Source organism: Streptomyces roseochromogenus subsp. oscitans DS 12.976, assembly GCF_000497445.1.
GTDB classification, from domain to species: domain Bacteria; phylum Actinomycetota; class Actinomycetes; order Streptomycetales; family Streptomycetaceae; genus Streptomyces; species Streptomyces oscitans.
On record NZ_CM002285.1, the window covers coordinates 2857468 to 2862548 of the forward strand.

4 protein-coding genes are annotated in these 5081 nt (G+C 70.6%); all 4 read right to left on the bottom strand.

The genetic code is table 11. From position 1 onward, the window contains the following. Positions 1–89 precede the first annotated feature (89 nt). The 4 genes from M878_RS62180 to M878_RS62195 all read right to left on the bottom strand — a co-directional run bounded on the left by M878_RS62180 (position 90) and on the right by M878_RS62195 (position 4792). Positions 90–593 (bottom strand): ATP-binding protein, encoded by a 504-nt coding sequence (locus M878_RS62180; RefSeq protein ID WP_023546639.1) that lies wholly within the window; start codon positions 591–593, stop codon positions 90–92. A gap of 298 nt (positions 594–891) precedes the next feature. After that, on the bottom strand, positions 892–1659 hold the full coding sequence (locus tag M878_RS62185; RefSeq protein ID WP_023546640.1) for an enoyl-CoA hydratase/isomerase family protein: 768 nt from the start codon (positions 1657–1659) through the stop codon (positions 892–894). A 141-nt stretch (positions 1660–1800) separates the two neighbouring features. Beyond that, on the bottom strand, positions 1801–3027 hold the full coding sequence (locus M878_RS62190; RefSeq protein WP_209445518.1) for a L,D-transpeptidase: 1227 nt from the start codon (positions 3025–3027) through the stop codon (positions 1801–1803). 553 nt (positions 3028–3580) lie between these two features. Next, on the bottom strand, positions 3581–4792 hold the full coding sequence (locus M878_RS62195; RefSeq protein ID WP_031224796.1) for a L,D-transpeptidase: 1212 nt from the start codon (positions 4790–4792) through the stop codon (positions 3581–3583). Positions 4793–5081: the final 289 nt, after the last annotated feature.

The window sequence follows — 5081 nt, forward strand, 5'->3', positions numbered from 1 at the left end:
ATCATTTAAGGGGCGATAGGTAAGAAACCACTGATTGGACCGAAAGAGGGTTGATTTCGGGTCGCCGTAAGGGCGATTCCATGTCCTCGCTACCGGTCGGCCACCCGCATCTCGAACCAGGTGGTCTTGCCGCGGGGCAGCAGGTCCACGCCCCAGCGGTCGGAGAGTCTGTCCACGAGGAAGAGGCCGCGGCCGCTGATGTCCATCTCCTGAACCGGCATCAGACAGGGCAGGCCGCGCGAGGGGTCGCGGACCTCCACCCGGATCCAGCCGGGGCGGCGGCGCATCCGCAGGCCGAAGACCCGGGCGCCGGTGTGCCGTACGGCGTTGCCGACGAGTTCGGACACGAGTAAGACCGCGTCTTCGGCCAGCTTGGGGGTGAGCCGCCAGGTGCGCAGGACGACGACCTGGGCCAGCCGGCGGGCGGTGGCCGCGGACTCCGGGCGGGACGGCAGCGGCACCTCTGCCTCCGTCGGGTTGCCGAACAGTTCGAGCGCCTTGAGCGCCTGTTCGTCCTCGACCCCGGGCGACCAGCGTGCCGCGGCCGCACGACTGTGTCCCCGCGGCTGTTCGATGCCCTCCAGCCCCGCCATGCCCCCATGATGGCGGCCCGGAGCCGTCTTGGGGGCCGTTCCGGCGGAATACGCCCCTCGCACGCCCCCGTCCCACGCCGCGCGACCGGCATATGCCGACGTCATGTCACCGGCCAGTAGGGTCCGGTTGACCTGCGAAGACGGCTCACTTCCGGGCAATCGTCAGGCTCCCTCGACAGCGCAGGCTTAAGGTTGCTTTAAGGCTCCCATAAACCGCTCCATCGAGGGACCCGGATGACACGGGGCGTCAATTGCAAGGGGGCCCACAGGTGTTACGGGGAAGTTCACTCCACTGCCGTCAGAGGAACTTGGCCTTGCCCGGGCCCTCCTCCACGAAGCTGCGCATGCCGCGCTCGCGGTCCTCGGTGGCGAACAGGCCCGCGAACCAGTTCCGTTCGACGGCGAGACCGGTGTCGATGTCGGTCTCCAGACCGGCGTCGACCGACTCCTTCGCCGCCCGCAGGGCGATCGCCGGGCCCTGGGCGAGCTTCGCGGCCCAGGCGTGCGCCTGCTCGTACACCTCGGCGGCCGGTACGACCCGGTCCACCAGACCGATCGCGAGGGCCTCGTCCGCCTTGACCTGACGGCCCGTGAAGATGAGGTCCTTGGCCTTGGACGGGCCGATCAGCCGGGGCAGCCGCTGGGTGCCGCCGGCGCCCGGGATCAGGCCGAGCAGGATCTCGGGCTGGCCGAGCTTGGCGTTGTCGGCGGCGATGCGGTAGTCGGCGCACAGGGCCAGTTCGCAGCCGCCGCCGAGGGCATAGCCGGTGATGGCGGCGACGACGGGTTTGGGGATGCGGGCCACGGCGGTGAAGGAGTCCTGCAGGGCGCGGGAGCGCAGGACCATCGCGGTGTGGTCCATGTCCTGCATTTCCTTGATGTCCGCGCCGGCCGCGAACACCCGCTCACCGCCGTAGATCACCACGGCGCGCACGTCGTCGCGGCGCGTGGCCTCCTCGGCGAGTTCCTTCAGCCGGTCCTGGGTGGCGACGTCCAGCGCGTTCATCGGCGGCCGGTCGAGACGCAGGGTTCCGACGCCTTCGGCGACTTCGAGAGAGACGGTCATGCTCCGCAGGTTAGCGGGCGTTCACGTGGAAGGGACCACCGGTACGTCGTTGGCTGCGGGCCGTCGTGGGTTGCTCGCGCCCACGCGGCGGAGCCGCAGATCGATACAGCCCCCGCGCCCCTTACGGGGCGCGAAGCGCCCCTACTTCGTCCAGTCCGCCCAGGACATGTTCCAGCCGTTGAGGCCGTTGTCCGGGCCCACCGTGCCGTCGTGCGCGTTCTTCACGATCACCACGTCGCCGATGATCGAGTGGTCGAACATCCAGGCGGCCGGGGTCGACGTGTCATAGCCGCCGCGCACGTCGCTCAGGCCGACGCAGCCGTGGCTGGCGTTGTAGTTGCCGAAGGCGTCTCCGCCCCAGTAGTTGCCGTGCAGGAAGGTGCCGGAAGTGGTCAGGCGCATGGCGTGCGGGACGTCCTTGATGTCGTACTCGCCGCCGTAGCCTACGGTCTCGCCGTTCATCCGGGTGACCGTGAGCTTCTCGCTGATGACCATCTGGCCGTTCCAGGTGTCGTAGCCGGGCTTGCCGGTGGTGACCGGAAGGGTCTTGATGACCTTGCCGTCCTGGGTGACCTGCATCGTGTGCTTCTTGGCGTCCACGACGGAGACCTGGTTGCGGCCGATGGTGAACTTCACGGTCTTGTGCTGCTCGCCGTAGACGCCGTCGCGGCCCTCGACCCCGTCGAGATCGAGGTCGACGGTGACCTTGGTGCCTTCCTTCCAGTACTTCTCGGGGCGGAAGTCCAGGCGGTCGTTGCCGAACCAGTGGCCCTCGACGTCGACGGCGGGCTGCGTCGTGATCCTGATGGACTTCTCGACGGCCTGCGGGTTCGTGATGCCCCGGGTGAAGTTGACGGAGAACGGCATGCCGACACCGACGGTGGAGCCGTCCTCGGGGGTGAAGTAGCCGAGGAAGGTGTTCTTCGGGGTCAAGGTGGTGAACGTGGAGTCCTCGGCGGCCTCGCGGCCCTGGGAGTCCTTGGCGACCGCGTGCACCGTGTACTTGGTGGCGGCGGCCAGATGGGCCGACGGCGTCCAGGACGCGCCGCCGCCGGTGATGCTGCCGTCGACCGTCGCGCCCTTGGCGTCCTTGACGGTGACCTCGGTCAGCTTGCCCTGGGTGACGTCCACCTTCAGCGCGCCGCTGGTGTCGACGCCGGTGGCACCGGACTTGGGCGTGATGGTGACAGCGGCGGCGGACTGCTGCGCGGCCTGCTGGGTGCCGCCGTCCTTGCCCTTCCCGTCACCCTTGCCGCCGCCCCCGCCGCAGGCGGCGAGCGACAGCACCAGAGCGCCGGCTATGAGCGCCAGTCCCTTACGACCCCGTCGCCCCGCCGCCGACGCCCCCGGTATAGGCCGCACGTTCAAGTCGTTCTCCCCTCGCCGGGCCTGGTCAGACCCGCTCCCCACCACACTGGTGCGCGCATATTAACCGCCTGGTTCCGAGCGGGGTGTCAGGCGTATGTCACCGTTCCGTCGCAACTTCCGCCGGGCGCGGCCGCGCTGGGCCCCCCTGGAACGTCTACCCGTCCTGGGCCGAAACCGTGCCGGTGCGCGGGGCATGGCCTGGAGCGGTTCCGCGGCGCCGGTGCCGGTGTCGGCGGGCCGCCCACACCGAGGAGCAGCAGGCCGACGACCTGGTCGTCCCGTTGGCGCCCGGCACGGACCATCGAGACGTTCTTCCCCGCCGCGGACAGGACTCGACCTCGGCCGACCGTTCCGCCAGGCCCTCCGTCGCGGTCCGTGCGAGCTGCCGGCGGATACGGCGCAGGACGCGCTCACGCCGTTGCGCGAGATTCCGGATCCATCGGGACGGGCCGTCCGGACTCAGGTGCCGAGTGGAGAGGTTGGCGGCCACCGCGACATCCAGCCGCGCCCGAACGCGTCCCACGGCTGATAGCGGTGACCCGGCTTCCCCCGGTCACTCGGCCGCCGGGTTCGCCGTCCACTCCTGCCACGTCATGTTCCAGCCGCCCAGGCCGTTGTCGGGGGCGACGGTCTTCTCGTCGCTGTTGACGACCTCGATGACGTCACCGATGAGGCTGCGGTCGAAGAACCAGCCCGCGGGGGTGTCCGAACTGCCGCCCCGGACGTCCCGGAGGCCCACGCAGCCGTGGCTGACGTTGACGCGCCCGGGGGCGTCCGGCGACCAGTAGTTGCCGTGCAGGAAGGTGCCGGAGTCGGTGAGCTTCATCGCGTGCGGGACGTCGGGGATGTCGTACTCGCCGCCGAAACCGACCGTGCGGCTGTTCATACGGGTGACGTCCAGCATGTCCATCACCACCATCTTGCCGTTGTACGTGGGGTTCCTCGGGGCGCCCGCGGTGATCGGCACGGTGGCGAGCAGCCGGCCGTCGCGGCGTACCTGCATGGTGTGGCTGGCCGCGTCCACCAGCGAGACCTGGCTGCGGCCGACGGTGAACGCGAAGGTCTTGTCCTGCAGCCCGTAGACGCCGGGCGCCCCCTGGACGTCGCGCAGGTTCAGGTCCACGGTGACCTCGGTACCGGGTTTCCAGTACTGCTCGGGGCGGAAGTCCAGCCGGGTCCTGCCGAACCAGTGCGGGCGGATCTCGACGGGGGGCTGTGCGCTGACCCGGACGGCACGGGCGACGGCGGCGCGGTCGGTGATCTCCCGGTTGAAGGCGAGCGAGACGATCATGCCGGTACCGACGACGGCGCGGTTCTCGGGGGTGACGTAGCCGATGAACCGCTCGTCGGGCACGAGCGTGGTGAAGGTGGTGTGCCGGGCGGACTCGCGGCCCTCCGCGTCCTGGGCGACCACGTCGACGGTGTACTGGGCGGCGAGCCCCAGCCGGTCCTCGTCGGGCCGCCAGGTCCTGCCGTCGGCGCTGATGTACCCGGGGACCGCGGAGTCCTGGGCGTCCTGCGACTTCACGACGGTCACCTTCTCCAGCCGCCCCTCGGGCACCCGGACCCGCAGCCGCCGGCCGGGGCGGACGGCCTTGCTGCCGTCGGCGGGGGTGACGTGGATGACGTTCCGGGATGCCGCGGGTGCGCCGGGCTCCCCGTCCGGGCCGAGCGGGCCGGAACACCCCGCGAGCAGGGCCGTCCAGGTCAGTACGGCCGCCAGCACGGCTCCCGCGCGCCGTGCGCGTCCTTCTACGTGCCTCACGCCGGGCTCAACGACCGGGCCCGCTCCGGGGAAACGTGAGTGCGACGCACGCACTGGGCAGAACAGAGGGAAGGACGACACGCTGGGGAGCCGCCGCGCCCATGAGGGGGCGCCTTCTGGATCAGCCGGCCGTGAGGGACGAAGCGGCCGCCGCCGAGACGATCGAGAAGGCACCCCCTTGTGCCGGGGCGCAGCCGTACCGGGTGGCCGGGGTGCCGCGGGGCACACCCGGCCCTTCGGCACGGCCGACTGCGCCGCCCCGGGGGCGAGCCACTGAAAGAGGGGCCGA

What these genes read in the sequence shown, in the direction of transcription:
- M878_RS62185 (WP_023546640.1), bottom strand. Translation starts at nt 1,659, where the DNA reads ATGACCGTCTCTCTCGAAGTCGCCGAAGGCGTCGGAACCCTGCGTCTC.
- M878_RS62180 (WP_023546639.1), bottom strand. Translation starts at nt 593, where the DNA reads ATGGCGGGGCTGGAGGGCATCGAACAGCCGCGGGGACACAGTCGTGCG.